Raw genomic sequence first — 22,326 nt, forward strand, 5'->3', positions numbered from 1 at the left:
ACATTAATGTACCTTTTGGGCGAACGCAGTTCGCCCCTACATTAATGTACCTTTTGGGCGAACGCAGTTCGCCCCTACATTGTGGACAAAATCCGTTACTGTAGGGGCGCAAGGAACCTGCGCCCTCCGATCGCCCAGGTTTGCTGATCACCCTAAGTAGGGGGAGAGCCTTTGAGAGTCCCCGCAGCTAAGGGACTTGCGCTTTGATAATATGCCATCTGGCCGGCCTGATTCTTCTACAGAGCGATTTTCTGGCTAGGATATTATTCCCACGCAAGTCCCTTATCGGTCATCAGATGCGAGTTTTCAGTTCACTCTCCAGAAACTCAACTCAAGCTGATGAGGTCTCAACCAGTGGCATTAACTGGATCTTTTGCCAAAATGGAGTAAATATAGTAGCGGGGGGATTGTCAATGACAGCACGGGAAGTATTAGAGTTAATTCAACGGGCAAAAGACGAAAGAGCGGGGGAGTTGGGTCTGTCCGACAAAAACTTAACAGAAATTCCCCCCGAAATCCCTCACCTCACCTCCCTGCAAGTCCTCTACCTCAGCAATAACCAAATCAGCGAGATACCAGAAGCGCTCGCTCACCTCACCTCCCTGCAATACCTCTTTCTCAGCAATAACCAAATCAGCGAGATACCAGAAGCGCTCGCTCACCTAGTCAACTTGAAGGGATTAGTCCTCGAAAATAACCCGATTACCAACGTTCCCCCGGAAATTATTCGTCAGGGATGGGGTGAAGAAAAATGGGATGATGGCAACCCGCAGGCGATTTTTAGTTATCTCAAGTATAAAGGGGAAAAACGCCCTCTTAATGAGCTTAAAGTTTTATTGGTGGGGGAGGGGGATGTGGGGAAAACTTCCCTGTTAAAGCGGTTACTGCACAATACCTTTAATTCCGGAGAACCCAAGACCCCCGGCATTAATATTGAAAAGTGGCAACTGCCCCAAAAACCCGATATTCGCCTCAATCTCTGGGATTTTGGCGGTCAGAAAGTGATGCAAACCACCCATCAGTTTTTTCTGACTAAACGCAGTCTTTATCTGCTTGTCCTCGACAACCGCAAAAATGAACAGCAAAACCGTCTGGAATACTGGTTAAAACTCATTGAAACCTACGGGGGCAATTCTCCCGTGATTATCGTGGGTAATTGTGCCGATGAACATCCCCCCCAAGTTAAGATCCGCACCCTCCGGAAAAAATATCCCCAAATCACCAAGCTAATCGCCACTTCCTGTAAAACCGGTGCGGGAATCGAGCAACTTGTGCAGGAAATCGCCTCCCAAATCGATGCTATTCCCCATATCAAAGATTTATTGCCTAATAGTTGGTTTGAGATCAAAACTCAACTAGAAACGATGCAAAAGAGTTATGACTTTATTTCCTACGAAAAGTATCAGGAAATGTGTCAGAAAGCCAAGATTAAAGAGGCCAGCGATCAAAAAAGTTTAGTGCAGTTTCTCCACGATCTCGGTATTGTCCTCAACTACCAAGATGATCCGCGACTGAATGAAACCAATGTCCTGAACCCAGAATGGGTAACTGACGGTGTTTATGATATTCTCAATAATCACGATTTGATGGTGCAAAAAAAGGGCATTCTTTCACTGCCAGATCTGGCAAATATTCTCAAACAAACCCAACGTTATCCCGAAAATAAACGCCGATTTTTGATGGATTTGATGGGAAAATTTGAACTCTGTTTTCCCCTTGATGGGTACAGTCCCGCTCGCTATCTAATCACCGATCTTCTACCCATCGATGAACCGGATGTGGATATCTACGAAAACGCACCTTTACACTTCCAGTACCGTTATGATATCCTGCCCGGTAGCATTATTTCCCGCTTTATCGTCCGTAATCACCAGATGATCTATAAAACCATGCGTTGGCGTAGTGGTGTGGTTCTGACAATGGATCTTAATAAAGCTTTGGTGCGTGCCGACGAGGAAGATAACTACATCAGCATAAAAGCCCAGGGTTCCCGTGCTAGTGCGCTTTTAGCTATTATTAAGACAGATTTTGACAAAATTCACGCTACTATCCCTAATTTAGCCGTACAGGAAAGGTTAGTGATTCGAGAATTGCAAGGGGAAAAACCCACCGGGGTAGAAGTTCCCGTCGATTATCTCCATCTGATAGAACTCGATCGCCAAGGTGTCGTCGAAGCAACTCTCCCCGGTTTGCGCGGCAAATATAATATCCGCGATATCTTAGAAGGGGTGGAATCTAAGACAGAAAGAGAAAGATATCTCGATATAAGGGAGGAACGTGGCCGCAAAAGCCGAGAAAATCGCCCTATGAGTCCCAAAACGCCAGAAACTCCCAATCTCCTGAAACCTAGTCTCGCTTTGTTGCTGGTTTTAGCTGTGGTTGCTTGTATAGTTGCGGTGTTTGCCCATTTTGTGCCAGATTCAAAGCATATTACCAGCGTTTTGACAATTATTTTTATCTTTGCTTTTATTGTCTTTGTGTTATTGCTCTTGACGGGTAAAATCAATCAAACGACCTTTAATCAGCTTTTTGAAGTTTTGTCGCGATTTATCCCTACTTTTAAAGGACAAGAACCAAAAACCAACAACGATGACACCCCCCAAGAAACCCCCAAATCGGAGCAGTAAAGATTTGCTTACCACAGAAAGGTAACTTAGACGAAAAAGTTTACAAATATTTAGGGTTTGCTGAAAAAGTTTGTTGGTGGGGTTAGGATTCAGGATTCAGGATTCAGGAGTCAGTCCCGATGAAAAAATTTTCACCCCCACAGATGAAAGAGGTTTCCTTCCCCACACCCCACACCCCACACCCTACACCCCACTTCCCCATCTCCTTAACTGCGTTTCCAAGTATTCCAAGCGACTTTAAAACCGATCAGGAGGCGACGGCTGCCACGATCGAGCTTGCTAAGACCAGCTTTAGCACTACCGAGACTGCGATCGACTCCTTGGACAACTTGGCGGGTACTTTTGACCCCTTCATCGATATTGTCGGTTAATTCGCTGATTTCCGCCCCTGTCAGGCGAATTGCTTCTAGAGTCGGGGGGAATTCCCGATGGAGGGTATCGAATAATTTTTCGGCACTGCGGGCTGCCCGGGCTAACTCTTGCAGGGCAGGTAAAGCGGCGATGAAAACCGCCGTTAAACTAACGGCGACTAGCAGTAAAGAACATCCTAGCCAGAAAATAGGTTCGGTCATTTAGTAGTGATTCGAGTGTTGATTATCGCCTTGGGGGGATTCTTGCGAGTCGGGGAAAGGATTGTCTGTGGCTAGACTTTGACTAGCTTCGATTCCGGCTGTCACCGCCTCTTTTAATCTCATTAAAGTATCATCCCAATTACGCCGGGCCGATTCCGATAGGCGATCGGCCTGCAATTGCATCGTCGTGGTCAGATCTTCGGCTAATTCAGGCAAAGCCCGCGCGGATTTTTGCAGAATTCGACGGGTTTCTTTTCCAGATCTGGGCGCTACTAATAAACCCGCCACTGCCCCGATCGCACTGCCCACTAAAACCCCGACGAGGAATAAGCCACCGTTACCGTTATTGTTATCTGCCATAGGATTGCCCTTGTACTTAATTCCCAATTTTACGAGCAATTACACTTCTCTTGTGCAGTTTCTTCGGCAAAATTTTGACCTGTTGCTCTTGGTAAGCAGCAACAGACCTAGAAGGGATAAATTGAGAAAAAACTAGCGATCGGGAAAAACCTGATTTTATGGCTGACTTTGAGCCAATAAGGAAGTGAAAAAGAAGAACCTCTGGGAGTCTTGCCGTGTTTCGACCCCAAAGGTTCTTCTTATGCTGAACTTATACTCCTCACACAATATTTATATTACACACAACCCGCTGCTTTTGTCAAGAGGTTTCTGAAATTTTTTCCACAGACCTCTGGCCAAATTAATTTCCCAGGGCCGTTAGGCGCTCTTGTCGGGGACAGCTATCAATATCAACTATTACCTTCAAGCCATGTTTTTAAATCTCGTTCTGGTTTAGCCACATTAAATAAATGTAAACCAAAATCCTCTGAAATATCTTGACAAATTTTCACTCCTCTGATGCTGTTGCCTTTTTCATCTAAAAGGGGCGAAAAAGTCCCAATTCCCAACTGATGGGGAACTACTGCCGTAATTCCGCCACCGACACCGCTTTTTGCTGGTAATCCTACTCGATAGGCCCATTCTCCTGAAGCGTCGTACATTCCACAGGTAAGCATAACACTGATCACATCTTGAACGTAGTGTTCATCGATCGCCCGTATTCCTGTGATTGGGTTGACACCCCCATTAGCTAAGGTAGCAGCCATCAGAGCTAAATCGTGAGCATGGACGAGAATGGCGCATTGTTGACAGTAAAGATCGAGGGTTTCTTCAATTTTATCGCTGACCATGCCAAAATTTAGCATTAGATAGGCCATGGCCCGATTGCGATTGCCGGTGGATTTTTCCGAGAGAAAAACGGGGACATTAATCTCGTGATCCCTGCCGGTATAGCGTTTAAACATTTCTAAAATACGTTTTAGCCTTTCCGTGGCATTCTGTCCGGTGATTAAATCCGTGGTAGCGATCGCACCAGCATTAACCATAGGATTATAGGGACGATTGGTTTTTTCATCGAGAATAATCGAGTTAAAAGCTTCTCCGGTGGGTTCAACACCGACTTTACTATTAACGTATTCCCTTCCGTGATCTTCTAGAGCTAATCCAAAGACAAAAGCTTTAGAAATTGATTGTACTGTAAAGGTTTGCTGACAGTCTCCCACCTCAAAAATCTGACCATCAGTGCCAATTACGGAAATACCAAACCATTCTGGAGCTGCTAGGGCTAATTCCGGAATATAATCGGCGATATGACCCGTCTGTAAATCAGAGTATTTTGCGTGCAGATAGTTAAGATAGTTCCGAAAAGGATAGACTAACTCTTGCTCGGAATTGACGGGACTAATAAAATCTTTTGGGGAAGCCATAGAGGAGTATAGCAGTTATCGTTTAATTGCCACTCTAGAGACGGTAATAGACACATCTCTAGAGAATTTCTGTAATCCCTAATTAACTTCTCGAACCGCGATAAATGCGATCAGCTTGGGAGGGTTCTAAATAATTATAGCCCGGTTTTTGGGTCGAGGAGCCATTCTTTTTGGCCACAGTATTAACCGCAGGAGTGGCTTTTTTTACCTCCGCGTGAGTCCTGATATAATCCTCAGAAATCTTGAAGGGATGACTATTGGGAAGGTGACGACTAGAGGGTAAATTTTCTTCTGCTTCGGGATGGGCAATTTTACTATGAGGAGCGACAAAATCGTGTAGGATGGGATCATAGGCTAAAATTTCACCAGTTTCAATCCGAAAAATCCAACCGTGTAGAGATAATTTACCCTGATGTAATCGGGAACGAATAATTGGATAGCTTTGCAAATTACTTAACTGATTGAGAACATTTTCTGCTACTGTCACCTCGATCAGTTCTTCCCCTTCTAATTCTTTGTAATTATCCTTAACTAAACGTCGAGTAGCTTCTGCTTGTTTTAACCAATCGTAAACTAAAGGCATTTCATCGGCTAGACTCTGCAATTTTAGCAAACCTTTCATCGCTCCACAATGGGAGTGACCGCAGATAATCACTTGCTCGATGCCGAGAGCGTTGATAGCATATTCTATAGATGCACCCTCACCACCATTGGTTGCTCCGTAGGGAGGAATTATATTTCCCGCATTACGAATTACGAATAATTCCCCCACCTCCGCTTGGGTGATTAGGTTAGGATCGATCCTGGAATCGGAACAGGTGATAAACAGGATTCTCGGTTTTTGTCCGTGGGAGAGTTGCTCAAATAATTGCCGATGTTCATCAAAATAACCACTCTGGAACTTTTCTAGTCCCTGTAGGAGTTTCTTCATAATAATTTTTCTGGTTTAGTTTGATCGCTATTGAGTCGATCCTTTCAGCATTATCGGGCATGAGATAACAGCAATGCAACCGGCCAGATTAGCGATCGTTATCGGCTGCGAGATCGGTTATATTTTGTTAAGATAAAATACAGACTGTATCTAAGCAAATTTTATTCTATGGAAACTGCAACAATTTTGGGTGTTTCGATCGCTGCCGCTTTGGTGGGGATTACCGCTTTAGCTCTTTATACCGCTTTTGGACCGCCGGCAGCAGAATTAAGCGATCCTTTTGAAGATCACGAAGATTAATTCTTTAATAACCATGTGGCTATCTGCCAAGGAGAAATTTGCTCCATAGGATCGATCGCTCTTTCTAAACCGTCGATCGATTCTTTTACTGTTAATTGTAATTGATTTTGCCAATCGATAACAGCGTTTTCTCCCTGACATTCATAGACGCGCATTACCCAACCCCCAGAGGCTGTTTCACTTGGTTTGAAACTCATTAAAATTAAGTTATCGGCCGAGAATTTTAACCATTGTGCCACGGGTGGCAACTGGGTTGATCGAGAAGAATTATTAATAAAAATAACGTTGACAGGTGAGTTTAACTGCCAAGCATAATGGACAGTTTTTGCCGTTTTCCAGTTACCTTGATGGGGATATATTGCATAGGTAAATTCTTGGTTTCCCAGATCCGCCTCGGGATCGGGCCATCGGGGACTTCTCAACAGAGTTAATCGCAGTTGCTGGTTAGTAGCATCATAGCCATATTTATTATTATTTAAAAGACTTACCCCGTAGTTTGCCTCTGTATCGGTTAAATCCGCCCATTTATGGGCGTAAACTTCCCATTTTGGCGATTCTGGTTCGTGATCACGCTCGATCGCACCACAGGCAATTTCATAGGTGGTAAAATCGCTGTTTAGGGTAAGAGGAAAAGCGGTTTTTACTAAAGTATGTTCTTGCTGCCAATTAACAATAGTTTTAATCTGGAGAATAGGAGCATCTTTTTCTAAGATATAATCTTGACAAAATTCCGAATCAGCTAAATTTCTGATCACGCGAATCTGCCAGCGCAAGGGACCACATTCTAAGCATTCGATCAATTTTAATACTGTTTTTGGTAAGGTATATTGTTTATAATTCGGATCGATATTCCAAGCGTCCCAATATTGTCCTTGATCTTTAAATGCCTGTAATTGATTACCAGCAGCTTGTAGGATTTCTTTTTGATTAATTATATCGAATATACTATCTATATCTCCCGTTTCCGAGTTAATAGTAACTTTAAGCAGTCCATTATCTAAAATAAATTGGCAGTTGGTTAAATTTTGCTCGGTTGCTTGCTGATTGGGAACTAACCAAAATAACTTATAACCAACAGAAGGAATATTTTCAGCGAGAAATAATAGCTGATTGTCGTGGGATAATTGCGAAGGACAGAGACAATTATCCCAGTCATAAACCGAACAATTGACAGATTCTATAGCTAAAGAGATAACCTGGGTTCTTTCCCAGTTAAGAGAATTAAAAACTAGAAAAGGCTTTGCTTGGGGATGGGGGGGATTAGGTAAATTAATTTGATTAGCAATTGCCTGTAAAGCTTGATCTAAAATTGCTTCAACTGTGCTGATAACTTGCCGCCATAACTGATTAGCATCCCTAAACACTTCGGGGATCGAAGTACCGGGCAGTATATCATGAAACTGATTTAATAAAACCTTTTTCCATGCGGATTCTATCTCAACTTTCGGATAGTGAATATCTAGTAAGATATTAGCCAGAGAAGACCATAATTCTCCTTGATACAAGAGGATTTCACAGTAACGATTATAGGCTTTTTGATCAGAGTGAGTGGTATAACAACCCCGATGGAATTCTAGATATAATTCATCATCCCAGATAGGGAGATTACTTGTCTCGAGACTGTCCAGATAAGTTGTTGCTTGGCTAAATTTTAACTGGGGGAAAAAAGGAGATGTTTGCCAACGTTGGGCCACCTCTAACATATCACGAGTCGGACCGCCGCCATGGTCGCCAACACCGGGCAGCCAAAAAATATCTTTTAAGCCGGTTTGCCGTTCCCAATTGAGAGCATGATCGGTCATAATAATTGGATTAGTATCCATAACTCCGGCAACATTAGGAGGAGACATTAGGGAAAGAATTTTACTGCCATCGGGAGATTGCCACCAGAAAAAACCGTGGGGAAATTTAGTCGTATCATTCCAATGTAGTTTCCCAGTTACAAAATATTTGATGCCAAAGGATTTAAGAATTTGTGGCAATTGGTAGGGAAACCCAAAGGTATCCGGCAGCCAAGCAGTTTTAGTGATTTGTCCAAATTTTTCTTGAAAATATTTTTGTCCATAAAGCAGCTGTCGAAATAGGGATTCCCCAGAAATTAAATTGACTTCTGGTTCTACCCACATCCCGCCCAAAAGTTCCCAGGATTGCCCTTTATATGCCTCTAGCATTGCTTCAAACAGGTCAGGATGATGTTTTTCTATCCATTCGTAAATTAGGGGACTAGAATGACCAAATATGAGGTCAGGAAAATATTTTCGCAGGTTTAAAACCGAGATAAAAGTGTTTTTTGCCACTTGCCAAGTTTCTGCCAACGGCCACAACCAAGCCATATCTAAATGTGCATGACCGAGAAGATGAAAACTGCGTTCTTTGAGAGGTTGAGCGAGGGGTTGTAGGGATTGACGAATTGATTCTAGGGATTGATTAAATCTATCTTTGTTGGTGACATTATCCCAGTCAATATTATCGAGAGTAGCGGTAAAAGCTGCTAAGTTTTCAGGATAAAAAGTTTGCAGATAATTATGGAGAATGGTCAATTCATCAGCGACAAAACTAGGATCGATCGCTTGGCTATATTCATAGATTAACTCTGATTTCATCAAACCACCAATATCATGATTGGGACTGACTAAACACAGAGTAACAACGATTTCTTGACCAGTAGAGACCGAGTTAGAAAGTAAAATGCGGGTGGAAGAATCAAAGAGGTCTCCTGCTTGGATAAATTGATTATTAACATAAATTTTGACATCTTCCGCCCACCAAGTTAAGATTAATCTCAGTTCCATTCCCGCTAAAGGATAACCGTTTAAATGTTCGGGGACAATAATTTTTTGAGTTAGATATTGGATTTGTCTGCCGGCCGGCCAAATAATGTATTGTTTTTCATTGAGGGTGACGGGTTGAATTGGTTTTCCCGCTGCTGTAGCGATAAACCAATTTTTCTGAACATCTCTGCGGGTGAGGTGAGACAGTTTAGCGATGTTGTCGAGGGGAGACATGAGCCAACAAATAAGTTAATTTTGACTATTTTAGGCGATCGAGGACTAATTGGGGTCTGCTGAAAAAGTTTTTCCTAGGGGCAGGGTGTAGGGTGTGGGGTGTGGGGTGTGGGGTTTTACCCATTTTCATCGGGTAAATTACCTAATTTTCAGGGAAAAAGTCCCTAAATTTACCCCCCGATCCCTCCAATGGCCGGTACTTTTTGATTTCAAAAAAGCCTAAAAATATTATCCAACAAGGTTTTTAGATTTATTCAGGAGACCCTACTTAATCTCATCCTTCAACGGTTTATTGAGAATGAGCAGGGAAGAGAAAGCCCGTGATGAGGATTGAACTCATGACCTCACCCTTACCAAGGGTGTGCTCTACCACTGAGCTACACGGGCATTGATCGTGGTGGGCCGGGCCGGATTCGAACCAGCGTAGGCGTAGCCAACGGATTTACAGTCCGCCCCCATTAACCACTCGGGCACCGACCCATTAATTCCACGATTAACAATCATAGCACCCTTAGCTAAAACACACAAGTGTTTAGGGAAAAAAATTTTTGAGCCATAAAATAACTCCCGTTAAAGCCATGGCTTTAACGGGAGTTTTCTGATAATCTTGAAGATTACTTCAAAGCGTCTTCTTCCTTGTGGGTGAGGATCACACAGTCAGAGGTAGGATAGGCGACGCAGGTGAGGACATAACCCGCTTCAATTTGATCGTCATCTAAGAAGGATTGATCGGATTGATCGACAGTACCGGATTCAAGTTTACCTGCACAGGTGGAGCAAGCTCCTGCGCGGCAGGAATAAGGTAAGTCCACTCCTTGCTCTTCAGCTATATCGAGAATGTACTCATCATCGGGAACCTCAATTTCATGGTTGCCATCGGGTGTTATCAGGGTGACTTTATAAGTTGGCATCGGTTGTTCCTCTTAATTAAATGCTAGTGAAAGCGACAGTCTCTACAATTGCCTCTCGCTCGTCGTCAAAGTAAACGATACGAGCGAGTTTCATTTTTGATACTACGGGAAAATCTGCCTGACTCAGCCTTGCATTAGTAATGACAGTCTTAAATAAACTTAAAATAAAATTTACTTATAGATCTAACCCGGAATTCTTGAGGATACTTGCTCGATCTCTAGATAATTTCATCCCTCTACAATCTAGTCAAACTAGCCACTACTAAGCATTTGGAGCTATAATGCTAATCGTTTTTTTCGTCTTAAGCCGATTTTTGTTAAATATTAGTTTAACTTATAGTTAAGATATATGTCGATGAATTGTCTTTAACCCAGCCAAGAAATTGCTTTTCGGCACTACTGCCGGTAACACATCTAGGGAAACTATGAAAAAATATATTGACAATCAAACCAATAAATGATATAGGGAGATAAATCCCCTGTTGCCAGGGGTAGCATCCGTTAAAACGGATGGCTAACCCTCCCTGACGATTTCTTGGTTTTCGGATTGTCAGTTTTCCAGTATCTGGTTCACCGATTACCGGTCACTAATTACTTATTAGGTTGGGGAGTCATGCGTAGATAGGGTTTGATTTCTTCAACTCCTTTGGGGAATTTGCTGCGAGCTTCTTCAGTGGGAATAGAGGGAACCACCACACAATCGCCACCGTCGGTCCAGTTAGCCGGGGTAGCCACTTGATAGTTATCCGTGAGCTGCAGGGAGTCAATTACCCGCAGGATCTCGTTAAAATTGCGTCCCGTGCTGGCAGGATAGGTAATGGTTAAACGTAATTTTTTGTTGGGATCGATAATAAACACCGAACGTACCGTCAGATTATTGAGGGAATTGGGGTGAATCATGCCGTAGAGATCCGACACTTTGCGATCGCCATCGGCGATAATCGGATAGTTAACGGTAGTGTTTTGAGTTTCGTTGATGTCATTAATCCAACCCCGATGGGATTCGGCACTATCGACACTCAAAGCGATCACTTTCACATTGCGTCGCTCAAATTCTGACTTAAGACTAGCCACCGTACCTAATTCCGTGGTACAAACGGGGGTATAATCAGCCGGGTGGGAGAACAGCACCACCCAGCTATCTCCTACCCACTGGTGAAAAGAAATCGGACCTGCACTAGAATCTTGTGTAAAATCTGGAACGATATCACCCAATTGGAGAGCCATAATTGTGTCTTCCTTATTATGTATTTCAAGACAAGCAACAGTCTATGATGCCATAGGAGTGCTGTTCGTCATTGATAATTTTAGGGATTTATAATAATTGGGTTAGGGGATAGGGGAATGAGGAAATGGGGGGAGTGGGGAGATAGGGGAATGGGGGAATTCAACTGTAGCAGCCGCCAGATGGCAGCAGGAAAATCTTTGCCAGAAAAGGGTTTTAGCGATTTAGATTCTCCTAACCAACTTGTTCTTTGTGATCAAACCCCAAAACCGCAAAACCCTAAAACCCCTAAAACCCTAAAACCCCATCCCCCAACCCGCAAAACCCTTCCCCTAGGGGGGCAAACTAGGTTATGATCTGGTCTAATGGCATGATATAACTTTTTTAACTAGCTATCAGCGTTCAGCTAATAGCTAGGCTGCGGTGGCAAATCCCAATTCCCCACCCTATGCCTAGTCGGAAAGCTGACGGCTTCATTTCTTGTCCTGATCGTTAATTTGCCTTGGTTTTAGGAGACCACAACTGCAATGAAGAATCTTGTTCGTCTGCTGGCGGTAATTGCCTTGATTATCGGGAGTTTTTGGGGCAAAGTTCCCGCTCAAGCTCTCAATCTTACCTCGATCGCCCTTCCTTCTCATCCTGTGGCGGTCTTAAATGCGGCTGATGCCAAACTAACCACAGAATTTGGGGCGAAAATCGACCTCAATAACAGTGATATTCGCGATTTCCGGGACTTGAGAGGGTTCTATCCCAATTTAGCCGGTAAAATCATCAAAAACGCCCCCTACGAAGAAGTGGAAGATGTCCTCAATATCCCCGGACTCTCGGACACTCAAAAAGAGCGTTTACAGGCTAATCTGGAGAAATTTACCGTTACTGAGCCTTCTAAAGAATTTATCGAGGGTGATGACCGTTTTAACCCCGGAGTTTACTAAATCTAGTTAATTACGGTTTTAAAAAAATTTCTAGGTGGGCGATCGCTCACCTTTTTCAGTGATCAGCTTCTGAAGGCAAGAGGCAAAAGAAAGAATCTGGCATACTGCCCCAAGGGAAAGACTGGCGATTTTTGCCAGAACTATAGAGAAATGAAATGCTAGAATAAATAGAATTTATCAATTAACTCCTACATGGTCGTTTCCTCGCAACTGCCGAGTTATCAAGATGTGTTAGTGGTGGGATCGGGAGCGGCGGGATTGTATGCCGCACTGTGTTTACCCCCTAACTTAAAGGTGGGTTTAATTACCAAAGAAGATTTAAAAACTGGGGCTAGTGATTGGGCGCAGGGAGGAATTGCGGCAGCCACCTCCCCGGCAGATTCCCCCGTTTTCCATTTAGAAGATACCCTGAAAGCTGGAGCGGGCTTATGCGATCGCTATGCTGTGCAGTTTTTAGTCGAGAAGGCCCCCCAAGCGATCGCTGATTTGCTGCGGTTAGGGGTTAGTTTTGATCGCGCTGGAGACGACTTAGCCCGCACTCTTGAGGCTGCCCATTCCCAGGCCAGGGTGCTGCACGCAGCCGATCGCACGGGGAGAGCGATCGTCAGTACCCTGATGGAAAAAGTGGTCGAACGCCCCAATATTACCATTATTCCCCAAGCGATCGCCCTGAAACTCTGGCTTGACCCGGAAGGGCAACGCTGTCAAGGTATTTGTTTACTCCATCAAGATCATCTCTGTTGGCTGCGAGCGCAAGCAGTCATTCTGGCTACGGGAGGCGGCGGTCAAGTCTATGCCCAAACCACTAATCCCGCCGTTAGCACGGGGGATGGAGTCGCCCTCGCTTGGCGTGCTGGGGCAGTGATTCGCGACCCGGAATTTTTTCAGTTTCACCCCACCGCTTTGACTGTGCCGGGGGCACCGCGGTTTTTAATTAGTGAGGCGGTGCGCGGCGAAGGAGCGCATTTAATTGATGCCCAGGGACGGCGTTTTGTCTTCGATTATCATCGGGCCGGAGAATTGGCCCCCCGGGATGTGGTGAGTCGGGCGATTTTTAGCCATTTGCAGAAAACCTCCGACGATCCCGCCCATGCCAAAGTATATCTAGATTTAAGACCAATCGAACCGGAGCGTCTGCGTTATCGTTTCCCCAATATTATCCGCATCTGTCAAAAATGGGGCATTAATGTGTTTGAGGATGTGATTCCGGTCGCCCCCGCCGCTCACTATTGGATGGGAGGAGTGGCCACAGATTTAAACGCCCGCACTTCTCTATCTGGTTTGTATGCGATCGGCGAAGCCGCTAGTACAGGTGTTCACGGGGCTAATCGTTTAGCTAGTAATTCTCTCTTGGAATGTATTGTCTTTGCGGCAAGTTTAGCTGCAATAGGTTTGGAGCCAGAAAACTTTCTGGGGGAAAGACCCGAAAAACCCTTAGAAATTGCGGAAAACTGGCAGGAAGAACAGGAAGACTGGCAAAAAGTACGGAGAGAATTACCGATTTTAATGTGGGAAAATGCGGGAATTTGCCGATTTCAAAATGAGTTAGAAATTGCTATCCTACGGGTGCAACAGTGGAAACAACAGTTACATTCCTTAAAGATAGGCCAATTTCTCCAGAATCTTCTCCCCGACAAAGGACAATTATTTTTGTGTCCCTCGGTGCAGTTAGAAATAAGAATAGCGATCGAGACATTAAATCTTCTAGATATCGCCGACTTAATTCTGGAAAGTGCCTTATTACGAGCAGAAAGCCGAGGTGGTCACTATCGGGGCGATTATCCAGAAACCGTAGCTAATTGGCAATTGCACACGACTATTCAAGGTCGAACCTGGCACAAAACTCCGGTACAAGCTTAATTGAGCCAGTTTTTCACAGATAATCCCTCAGCGTTAAACAGTGGACTCTATCTCCGATCCCAGCAGCGGCACTATTGGCCTGACGCTGACCGGGGGCTTTTCCCAATCATCCTAGTCTATGACCCATCTCTGGAGTTGAGTGCCTCCCATCTATAGCTTTTAGGCTATCATACTTTTACCAACCCCCAAGCAGTTACATAAATTCTATGATCAAACCTAATTTTTTATTGTTGTTAGCTATCGGTGTGAGCAGTTGGGGTCATGATTTTCAGGTTTTATCCAAGGTTAACGCTCAAACTTCACCTGGGTTAGAGCAAACCCAGACTTTCGCCACTTACGAGCAGTTGATGAAAGCTGGTTACGAGGCCAAAAGCCAAAAGAATTATCAACTCGCCGTGGAAAAATTTCAACAAGCTCTGGCACAACTTCCGAACGACCCCTCTGCTCAAAATGCGATCGCTAATACGAAGAAGTATCTAGGTCAAACCACCAGGGCTGCCAACGCTGGCGCCGAAAATGCGGCTTCACCAATACCATTAATTGCTGGCTCGGCCCTGTTATCCATCGCTTTATTGGCAGCTTTACTATCGCTTTTCTTCCAATATCGTCCCAAGGGCAAAGCCTCAAAACGGCGCGAAAAGACAACTTACGCCAATCCTAAAAACCCACTCGACAACTTTTCCAGGGGCAATGGCAATCCCTTCGGCGCAGACACCAAAACTGACAGTGACATTAATGGCAGTGGTGACGAGGATTTCGACCCTTCTTTGCTCGTACAAGCTACCTCCCGCATCCCGAACGTAGATTTAATCTTGCGTTTAATTGAAAGTCTTCGCGATAACGATCCCCGTACCCGTAGAAGGGCGGTTTGGAAGCTGGCACAGGTGTCCGATTCTAGGGCAATGCAGCCTTTAGTCGATAGCATGGTGGATGGAGATTCCTACGAACGCAGTTTAACCCTAGAAGCTCTCGCTCAAATCTGCACCCGCTCCCTGCGACCGATGAACCAAGCTTTGGCTATCTCTCTCCAGGATAAAAATCCCCAGGTGCGGAAAAATGCCATTCGGGATTTAACCAGACTCTACGATATCATGTCTCAGATCAGTCAATTAATTTGTCATGCCCTCGATGATCCCGATGAGGAAGTGCAAGAAACAGCACGCTGGGCAGTTAGACAGTTAAATCTGCAATTAGCTCCCCGTTTAGATATTGCTCCCCTAGAAACTACTGGTGAACCAGAAGATGACGATGTACAGGATACTTCCTTCACCGACACCACACCGACCTTCACCGAAACTACACCCAACTGAGGTGCAAAATTGAGTCGAAAACTGTTATTTATCTCCACCCCCGTGGGATTTCTGGGTTCGGGGGACGGCGGTGGCGTAGAACTAACTATTTATAATCTCGCTCGCACTCTGAATAAGCAAGGGTACGCGGTGCGGGTAGTGGCTCCAGAAGCCTCGCAATTGCATGATATCCCCTTGATTACTATAGCAGGAAATGCCCAGATTTCCGCCCAAAGTCAGGGCCAGCAAGCCCCGATTTTAATGCCCGAAAATGCCGTTTTGGCCAATATGTGGCACTACGCCCAATCAGTACAAAATGAGTACGATTTAATTGTTAATTTTGCCTACGATTGGCTCCCTTTTTATCTCACTCCTTTTTTTGCCACTCCCGTCGCCCATTTCGTCAGCATGGCTTCCGTTTCTTTGGCGATGGATCATATTATTGAAAAAACCTATAGCAGTTTTCCCCATTTACTCGCTTTTTACACCCTCGCCCAAGCGGAAACTTTCTCAATATCTCCCCCCTATCGCTGTTTGGCTAGTGGTTTAGACCTATCTTTGTATCAGTTTCGGGCCGATCCTTCCCCCTCTCTGGCCTGGGTGGGACGGATTGCCCCGGAAAAAGCTCTAGAAGATGCGATCGCCGCTTGTCAACAGTTGGGCGTACCTTTACGCGTTTTCGGTCATATTTCCGATCCTCTCTACTGGCAAAATTTACAGGATACCTACAGTTTCGATTTAGTCGATTATCGTGGGTTTTTGCCCACCAGGAGCCTACAAAAAGAGCTAGGGGACTGTTTTGGCCTGTTGATGACCCCGCGCTGGGTTGAGGCTTTTGGTAACGGAGCTATTGAAGCTTTGGCCTGTGGTGTTCCCGTAGTTGCCTATGGTCGCGGTGGTCCGGTAGAAATTATTGAAGATGGAAAAACCGGTTTTTTAGTTGAACCCGATAGTATCGAGGGATTAGTTACGGGAATTAAAAATTTAGACCGGATCGATCGATATTCTTGTCGTGCAGTAGTGGAGCAAAAATATTCCCTAGAAGCTTTAGGAAATCGAGCTATTAATTGGTTTGAAGAAATTTTTGCTCGCAGTCAAAAATAAATAGGCTCTCTTGGTTTAGTCTGGTTAAATCTTTATCCCAGAAGGGTTCGGGATCAACCACAGAGGCACAAAGAACACAAAGTGAAAAAAGCTAGGGTAATCGATCTTGCCGGTCAAGAAGAAGGATTAATAGCCATTTATAGAGAGAATTAGTCATGCAAGCTTCTCAGGTTAAAATTGAATATGGAGACTTTCAAACTCCCCCGGAGTTAACCGAAAAGATTTGTCAAAAATTATGGCAAATTCATGTTAACCCCGATGTCATTATTGAGCCAACTTGTGGTATAGGCAACTTTTTAAAAGCGGCATCACTTACCTTTAAACAAACTGAAAAAATTCTTGGCTTTGAAATTAATCCTAATTATATCACTCAGATTAATCAAGATCCGCAAATATCCCAAGATCAAAGAATACAAGTTGAACAGAAGAATTTTTTTGATTGTGACTGGTATTCCCTGACTCAATTATGGTCAGAAAATATTTTATTCTTGGGGAATCTGCCTTGGATAACCAACTCAAAACAAGGACTTATTAACGGGAAAAATTTACCTCAAAAAAGCAACTTTCAAGGCTATCAGGGTTTAGATGCTATGACGGGAAAAAGTAATTTTGATATTTCAGAGTGGATGTTAATTAAGCTGATCGAATGTCTCGATCGACGTTCAGCTTATCTGGCAATTATCTGTAAAACAACTGTATCTAGAAAAATTTTAAACTATATCTATACTCACAAAATTCATCTCGTTTACTCGGCAATTTATCCGATCAACACTCAAAAATATTTTCAAGCTAATGTAGATGCTTGTCTCCTGTTTTGTCAATTTGATTCTCATTCAGAAAATTATTTTTGTGATGTTTTCAATAGTTTTGAAGAAGGGGAATTTCAGCGCATTGGTTATCAAAATAATATCCTAGTCAGAGATTTAAATTCTTTTACTAGATTAAAATATTTATATCATCGGCATCCTCAAGAAAAATGGCGTTCAGGAATTAAACATGATTGCTCAAAAGTAATGGAATTACAGTTAGTTAATGGAATTTTTCTCAATGGTTTAAAGGAAGTCGTTGATCTTGAACCCACCTATCTTTATCCTCTCCTGAAAGGTTCAGATGTGGCACAAAATCGCCTAAAGGTTATCAATAAATACATTTTAGTAACTCAGAAGTTTATCGGTGAATCTACAGAAAATATACGCGATATAGCACCAAAAACTTGGCAATATTTAGTTAATCATAAAAATTATTTTCTAGACAGAAAGAGCAAAATTTATCAAAATCAGCCAGACTTTTGCATATTTGGCGTGGGTTCTTACAGCTTCTCACCTTTTAAAATTGCCATTTCTGGACTTTATAAAAAACTGAATTTTAACCTTATATTACCATATCAAAATCAACCCGTTATTTTCGATGATACCGTTTACTTCCTAAGCTTCGATGATTTAGATACCGCTCAAAAAACTTTACAGCTTCTCAATTCTTCCCTAGGCAGAGAATTTTATTCATCCTTAATATTTTGGGATGAAAAACGACCGATAAAAACCCGTATTTTAAATAGTTTAAATTTATCAGTTTTAGCCGAGAAGTTGTTATCCTATAAGCTTTAATTTTAGCTGCGTTAATAACCCACCCGACAAGATCGGTGATCTGCTATGCAGTGCCTTCGGTATCGCACTATATCGATTGAGTCTGATTGACGATTCGATCGTAAAATAGCAACAGATCAAGAGAGTACAGGTCAAATATGCCGAAATTTGTTGTCTGGGGTAGTTATTGTGAAAATGTGCTGGAAAAACGCGCACCCTATCGTCAAGCGCATCTAGAGGGATTAAATCAACAGAAAGAACGGGGAATTCTCGTTACTATCGGACCAACGGCAGATTTAAGCCAAGTTTTCGCAATTTATCAGGCAGCCAGCGAGTCAGAAGTGCGAGAATTAATCGAAGCGGATCCCTACTGGCAAAATGGCATCTGGACAGAGTACCAAGTCAAGGAATGGATTCAAGCCATCTAAGGGGGCTATCAGCTATATTTTTCTATAAGGGTGTTGTCATAAAATTTTCCAACTACGCAACTAATCAAACTCATCTCCGGTCAAGTCTGAGGATATTGTCAAGGATAAACCGGAGTTATCCCTTATCGATTCCAGCTGACAGCTGATAGCTTGCCTACTTTTTGCTTATTGCCATGGTTTACATCAAAAAGGTCGAACTCTCACACTTCAAATCCTTCGGGGGAACGACTCCTATACCCTTTTTACCGGGGTTTACGGTGGTTTCTGGTCCAAATGGTTCGGGAAAGTCGAATATCCTTGACGCATTGCTATTTTGCTTGGGATTAGCTACTTCCAAGGGAATGCGGGCCGAAAGATTACCAGATTTAGTCAATCATAGCTATAACAGTCAACGTCATAGCTCAGAAGCGAGTGTTTCGGTGACTTTTGATATTGCCGATATTCCCGACGCAACCGATAGGGATTGGACGGTTTCCCGGCGCTTAAAAGTGGCTAAGGGGGGCAGCTATACTTCTACCTACTATATCAATGGGGAAACCTGTACGGTTAGTGAACTTCACGACCAATTAAACCGTTTACGCATCTATCCCGAAGGGTACAACGTGGTGTTACAGGGAGACGTAACCCGAATTATCAGCATGAATGCTAAGGAAAGACGGGAAATTATCGACGAATTGGCAGGAGTAGCCGAATTTGACCGCAAAATTGAGAAAACTAAGGAGAATATCGATTCGGTTAAAGAAAGGGAAGAACGCTGCCAAATTATTGCCACAGAATTGCAAAAATCTCTGGAGAAATTAGCACTCGATCGCATTAAAGCCGAAAAATACCAAAAACTCAAGGCCCAAGTCCAAGAAAAACAACAATGGGAAATTGTCCTCCATTGGCAAAATCTCCAGCAGCGCTGCCAGCAAGTACAAGGACAAATTCAAGCTGGGGAAAGGGAAAAACAGGTTTTAACGGAAACTATCGCCAATTTATCCCAACAAATCGCCCAAAATAGTCAAGAATTAGAGAAACTCAATCAACAGGTTAAAGCTTTTGGGGAAGATGAACACCTGTCCCTGACTTCCCGATTAGCGAGTCAACAGGCCAAACGACAACAACAGCAACAACGACAAAAAGAGTTAGAAAACCTCGAAAAAGAATCTCAGGCACAGAAAACCAGACTTTTAGAGGAAATTAATCGCTATAATCGCGAATTAAACCAGATTACTGCCCAAAAAAGCCGTTTAGAAACTGAAATTTTACCAAATCTCCTACGGACAACCCAAACCGCAAGGGAAACCCTAGAAAACCATCGTCTGCAAGCAAGTAGTCTCGCGGAAGCGTCAGAAGCTTGGGTAAAAGAACAAAGTGACCTTTCCCGCAATATTACCCGTCTTCAGGAACAATTAAACCCCTACCGTAGCCAACGGGCCCAATTGACCGAAAGATGCGATCGATTGCAAACTAATATAGTAGAAGCTGGTCAACGTCTGCAAGAATTAGAGCAAGTTATTAGCACAAAAACAGAAGAAAGTCAAGAAATATTACAAAAAATTAATCAATCAGAACCAGATATCCAAAATTTAGCCCAAAAACTCACCATTGCTGAACAAAATCGCGTTATCAGTCAGGACACCCAAAAACGTCTGCTAAAAGAACAACGGGACAAACAGAGGGAATTAGATAAACTGGAAGCGACCAAGCAAGCGCAACAGGAGGCCCAGGGAACCTATGCCACTCAAATATTATTACAGTCAGATTTGCCCGGAATCTGCGGATTAGTGGCACAATTGGGCGAAGTAGAAGAACGTTATCAAATTGCTCTGGAAATCGCCGCTGGAGGTCGTTTAGGTCATGTAGTCGTCCAAGATGATAGCGTTGCGGCTGCCGGAATTGCCTTGCTAAAACAGCGTCGCATCGGTAGGGCCACTTTTTTACCCCTGAATAAAATTCGTCCTCCCCGTCCCCAGGATATTTCCTCTCTGCGTCATGCGCGGGGTTATCTGGATTTAGCGGTGAATTTAGTTAAGTTTCAATCCCAGTATCGGGAGGTTTTTAACTATATTTTTGGCAGTACCGTGGTTTTCGAGGATATAGATTCTGCCCGTTATTATATCAATCAATATCGCATCGTTACTTTGGATGGCGAGTTATTAGAGATGACTGGCGCTATGACCGGAGGCAGCCAACCGACGCGATCGGGGCTGCGTTTTGGTAAAATTTCTCCGAAGGAGTCTAGTGAAGCGGAATCTCTACGGGAAAGATTAGCAGAAATCGATCGCATTCTTACCCGCAACGAAGAAAAAATTACTCAAGTTAATAATCTTATCAGTCAGTTAACCCAACAGTTAACCGAAACCCGTCAAAGTCATCGGGAAAATCAATTATCTCTACAACAATTAAGCAAGGATTTACAACGTTTAACCACAGAAAAAGAGGATTTAACCCGTCAATTATCGGGACAGCAAGAGGAAATGACTATTTCTCGTCAACGGTTAGAAGTATTAACCAGAGAAATTCCTGAGTTAGAGTTATCTTTACAGCAAGAACAGGAGAAATTAACTGCTTTAGAGGCCAATCATACCCATAGCGAATGGCAACAGGTACAGGGAATAATTCGCGCTCAAGAATTAGAGTTACAAACCCAAGAAAATCACCTCGCTACAGTCCGCGAACAGTTAAAAGACCTACAAAATCAACAGATCAGACTAGAGGAAAAAAGTCAAGAGTCTGCGGATAGAATTATTGAGATTGACAAGATAATCACCGATGCAGTTAATCAAAGAAATATCGGTAATCTGGAGATAGAAAAACTTGATCACCATATTTTAGAAATCAATCAAGCTTTACAGCAATTATCCCGACAACTAGGGGAAACCAAGCAAAAAAGAGACCAATTAGAGACAGTTTTGCGACAACAACAAAACCAACAACAACAGGCTATCTGGCAATCAGAAAAGTTGGTCAACAATCAAGAAGAAAGACAAGCATTACTAACCACTTTACAGACAGAAATTAGTCAACTAGAAAGCGACTTACCCAATCCCTTGCCTGAAATTCCTGAAAGCGAGCGAGATTTCGAGAAAATTCAAAGCGATATTCGGCAGTTACAAAAGAAATTGGAAGCTTTAGAACCTGTGAATATGTTAGCTTTAGAAGAACACCAAAAAACCAAAGAGAGATTAGATGAACTATCAGAAAAACTGCAAACTCTAGAAGGAGAAAGAACCGAACTACTTTTACGCATAGAAAACTTTACCACCCTCAGATTTAATGCTTTTCAGGAAGCATTTACTGCCGTTAACGAAAACTTTAAGAGTATATTTGCCACCCTGTCCGATGGCGACGGTTACTTACAACTAGAAGACGAAAATGATCCCTTTAATGGTGGCTTAAATCTGGTGGCCCATCCGAAAGGAAAACCAGTACAGCGATTAAGTTCCATGTCTGGAGGTGAAAAATCTTTAACCGCTTTAAGCTTTATTTTTTCCCTACAAAGATATCGTCCTTCTCCCTTTTATGCGTTTGATGAAGTGGATATGTTTTTAGATGGGGCAAATGTGGAGAAATTGGCCAAAATGATTCAAAAACAAGCACAACAAGCGCAATTTATTGTTGTTAGTTTGCGTCGGCCGATGATTGAAGCATCGGAAAGAACCATCGGTGTCACCCAAGCGCGGGGAACCCATACACAGGTACTAGGAATTAAAGTTTAACCTTAGACGCAAGTGGGGTGTGGGAATTATGAATTATGAATTATGAATTGGGGTGTGGGGTGTGGGGTGTAGGGTGTGGGGTGTGG

The 22,326-nt window shown here is 43.3% G+C and carries 17 protein-coding genes and 2 tRNA genes; 10 read left to right on the top strand and 9 right to left on the bottom strand.

What is annotated here, in order from left to right:
* The first annotated feature begins 413 nt into the window (after window positions 1–413).
* Window positions 414–2,627, top strand: coding sequence for a COR domain-containing protein (locus PN470_RS13435; protein ID WP_272104679.1), 2,214 nt, complete (start codon window positions 414–416; stop codon window positions 2,625–2,627).
* 206 nt (window positions 2,628–2,833) lie between these two features.
* On the opposite strand, the gene PN470_RS13440 is transcribed toward PN470_RS13435, so the two are convergent.
* From PN470_RS13440 to PN470_RS13455, 4 genes are all read right to left on the bottom strand, one after another.
* Window positions 2,834–3,199, bottom strand: coding sequence for a hypothetical protein (locus PN470_RS13440; protein ID WP_002735843.1), 366 nt, complete (start codon window positions 3,197–3,199; stop codon window positions 2,834–2,836).
* The gene (locus PN470_RS13445; protein WP_103111670.1) at window positions 3,200–3,559 is read right to left on the bottom strand and encodes a YtxH domain-containing protein; all 360 of its coding nucleotides are present in this window, start codon (window positions 3,557–3,559) and stop codon (window positions 3,200–3,202) included.
* 389 nt (window positions 3,560–3,948) lie between these two features.
* Window positions 3,949–4,965 (bottom strand): glutaminase A, encoded by a 1,017-nt coding sequence (gene glsA / locus PN470_RS13450; protein ID WP_002800184.1) that lies wholly within the window; start codon window positions 4,963–4,965, stop codon window positions 3,949–3,951.
* A gap of 82 nt (window positions 4,966–5,047) precedes the next feature.
* Entirely contained in the window at window positions 5,048–5,896 is an 849-nt protein-coding gene (locus tag PN470_RS13455) for a carbonic anhydrase (RefSeq protein WP_002754365.1), read from the bottom strand.
* Between the two features lie 168 nt (window positions 5,897–6,064).
* On the opposite strand from PN470_RS13455, the gene psbN reads away from it, so the two are divergent.
* Window positions 6,065–6,196, top strand: a complete 132-nt coding sequence (gene psbN, locus PN470_RS13460) for a photosystem II reaction center protein PsbN (protein ID WP_002736132.1) — start codon at window positions 6,065–6,067, stop codon at window positions 6,194–6,196.
* Here the strand turns inward: psbN and PN470_RS13465 are convergent.
* The 5 genes from PN470_RS13465 to PN470_RS13485 form a co-directional block, all read right to left on the bottom strand.
* A complete protein-coding gene (locus PN470_RS13465) occupies window positions 6,193–9,201 on the bottom strand; it encodes an alpha-mannosidase (RefSeq protein WP_103111672.1) in 3,009 nt (1,002 codons plus the stop codon). The genes psbN and PN470_RS13465 overlap by 4 nt on opposite strands.
* A 315-nt stretch (window positions 9,202–9,516) precedes the next feature.
* Window positions 9,517–9,588 (bottom strand) — tRNA-Thr (locus PN470_RS13470).
* 8 nt (window positions 9,589–9,596) lie between these two features.
* Window positions 9,597–9,681, bottom strand: a tRNA-Tyr gene (locus tag PN470_RS13475).
* Between the two features lie 134 nt (window positions 9,682–9,815).
* Window positions 9,816–10,112 carry a ferredoxin gene (locus tag PN470_RS13480; RefSeq protein WP_103111673.1) on the bottom strand — a complete coding sequence of 99 codons (297 nt, stop codon included), beginning with the start codon at window positions 10,110–10,112 and terminating at the stop codon, window positions 9,816–9,818.
* Window positions 10,113–10,703: 591 nt separating this feature from the next.
* On the bottom strand, window positions 10,704–11,339 hold the full coding sequence (locus PN470_RS13485) for a peroxiredoxin (RefSeq protein WP_002735346.1): 636 nt from the start codon (window positions 11,337–11,339) through the stop codon (window positions 10,704–10,706).
* A 150-nt stretch (window positions 11,340–11,489) separates the two neighbouring features.
* On the opposite strand from PN470_RS13485, the gene PN470_RS13490 reads away from it, so the two are divergent.
* The 8 genes from PN470_RS13490 to smc all read left to right on the top strand — a co-directional run bounded on the left by PN470_RS13490 (window position 11,490) and on the right by smc (window position 22,240).
* On the top strand, window positions 11,490–11,693 hold the full coding sequence (locus PN470_RS13490) for a hypothetical protein (protein WP_271935482.1): 204 nt from the start codon (window positions 11,490–11,492) through the stop codon (window positions 11,691–11,693).
* Between the two features lie 171 nt (window positions 11,694–11,864).
* Window positions 11,865–12,272 carry a photosystem II complex extrinsic protein PsbU gene (psbU, locus tag PN470_RS13495; protein ID WP_002754370.1) on the top strand — a complete coding sequence of 136 codons (408 nt, stop codon included), beginning with the start codon at window positions 11,865–11,867 and terminating at the stop codon, window positions 12,270–12,272.
* A 192-nt stretch (window positions 12,273–12,464) separates the two neighbouring features.
* A complete protein-coding gene (nadB, locus tag PN470_RS13500) occupies window positions 12,465–14,132 on the top strand; it encodes an L-aspartate oxidase (RefSeq protein ID WP_272104680.1) in 1,668 nt (555 codons plus the stop codon).
* Window positions 14,133–14,338: 206 nt separating this feature from the next.
* Window positions 14,339–15,442, top strand: a complete 1,104-nt coding sequence (locus PN470_RS13505) for a HEAT repeat domain-containing protein (protein ID WP_002792416.1) — start codon at window positions 14,339–14,341, stop codon at window positions 15,440–15,442.
* Between the two features lie 9 nt (window positions 15,443–15,451).
* On the top strand, window positions 15,452–16,525 hold the full coding sequence (locus PN470_RS13510; protein WP_272104681.1) for a glycosyltransferase: 1,074 nt from the start codon (window positions 15,452–15,454) through the stop codon (window positions 16,523–16,525).
* Between the two features lie 155 nt (window positions 16,526–16,680).
* Window positions 16,681–18,129, top strand: coding sequence for an SAM-dependent methyltransferase (locus PN470_RS13515; protein ID WP_272104682.1), 1,449 nt, complete (start codon window positions 16,681–16,683; stop codon window positions 18,127–18,129).
* Between the two features lie 137 nt (window positions 18,130–18,266).
* A complete protein-coding gene (locus PN470_RS13520) occupies window positions 18,267–18,536 on the top strand; it encodes a YciI family protein (protein WP_002736230.1) in 270 nt (89 codons plus the stop codon).
* 173 nt (window positions 18,537–18,709) lie between these two features.
* Entirely contained in the window at window positions 18,710–22,240 is a 3,531-nt protein-coding gene (gene smc / locus PN470_RS13525; RefSeq protein WP_272104683.1) for a chromosome segregation protein SMC, read from the top strand.
* Window positions 22,241–22,326: the final 86 nt, after the last annotated feature.

Origin of the sequence: Microcystis sp. CS-574, from assembly GCF_028329095.1 — a bacterium.
Taxonomy (GTDB): domain Bacteria; phylum Cyanobacteriota; class Cyanobacteriia; order Cyanobacteriales; family Microcystaceae; genus Microcystis; species Microcystis ichthyoblabe_A.